General features: G+C 43.2%; 2 protein-coding genes. One reads left to right on the top strand and one right to left on the bottom strand.

What is annotated here, in order from left to right; translation table 11 throughout:
- Nucleotides 1-187, bottom strand: a 187-nt coding sequence (locus E1189_RS25130; RefSeq protein WP_230460101.1) for a hypothetical protein, incomplete at its 3' end; no start/stop codon positions are given.
- Nucleotides 188-752: 565 nt separating this feature from the next.
- On the opposite strand from E1189_RS25130, the gene E1189_RS25125 reads away from it, so the two are divergent.
- The coding region (locus E1189_RS25125; RefSeq protein ID WP_230460100.1) for a hypothetical protein at nt 753-1,009 on the top strand (257 nt) is incomplete at its 3' end.

The following is a 1,009-nucleotide window of genomic DNA, read 5'->3' as shown; positions in this document are numbered from 1 at the left end:
TGACCTGTTTGTCATGAATCGGGGAAGAGGGAGCTTTCTTCTTATCCGTACTTAACTCTGAGAGAGCATATCTGAGTTTTGAGACTGAGAGTAAGGCCGAATCAGCACTGTTTCTTCTTTTTCCAGCGCCAAATGCCGCTTCACGATTTGAAGATCTTTTCCTTGAAATAGAGTGAAATGGCTGCATTTTGGATCATCCCTGTGCTGTCTTTACTGAATCACTGCAAATATTGACAGCACAAGCCATTTTGGGTTCCACACTTCCTATCTTTCCGGCCTGATCGCTAAGGACAAGCAAGATGTGAAAGCCACTGAAGTCACGCTGGATTAATACATGACTGCATGTGTTTCACATATTGTCTGTATAACCTTCAAACAGTGCTGTTTGTGATCCTGACTCATTTTGAACCTTTGTTCCGTCACTCTCATCCATACAAAACGATTGGTTTCATGAACACTCCCAGACATAACTGTTATTAAGGCTTATTCAGAGTATGAACATACCGCCACACTATGGAAAAGGCCGCCATGGCCGGCAGGCGTCTTCTTCTCACAGACAAGGGGATTCAAGCAGGCATACATCTACCCCTGCCCCCAGTACACATAGGTCTCGATATTCAGAGTGTTCAGGTCGTTCTGAACGCCGCCAACTTTCACAATATCGTGCCCAGTACTCCCCGGCTTACTCTTATGTACAGATATGTCACGACATAAATGATGCTTTTAAACTTCTGAAATCCGATCCCAGAAGAGTGTTAGATGAGGTAGAGGCGCTATTAAAAAAATACGAGGGAGACCCGAGGCAATATATTCGTGTTGTGCAATTAAAAGCCAGATCTTTGTGTCTTCTTGAGAATTTTGATGGATGTATCGGGTACGTTAATTCTCTTTCAGAGGATTTGCAAAGTAACAAAGGAGTGATGATGACAAAGGGTAGAGCTTTACAGGCAAGAGGCCGTTTAATGGAAGCTTTACCACTCTTTGAACACCTGTATGAAAAATATTCAGG

Origin of the sequence: Parendozoicomonas verongulae (assembly GCF_009711465.1) — a bacterium.
GTDB lineage: Bacteria > Pseudomonadota > Gammaproteobacteria > Pseudomonadales > Endozoicomonadaceae > Sansalvadorimonas > Sansalvadorimonas verongulae.
Note: the sequence above shows the minus strand (reverse complement) of the source record. Positions and strands in the feature narration are given on the sequence as shown.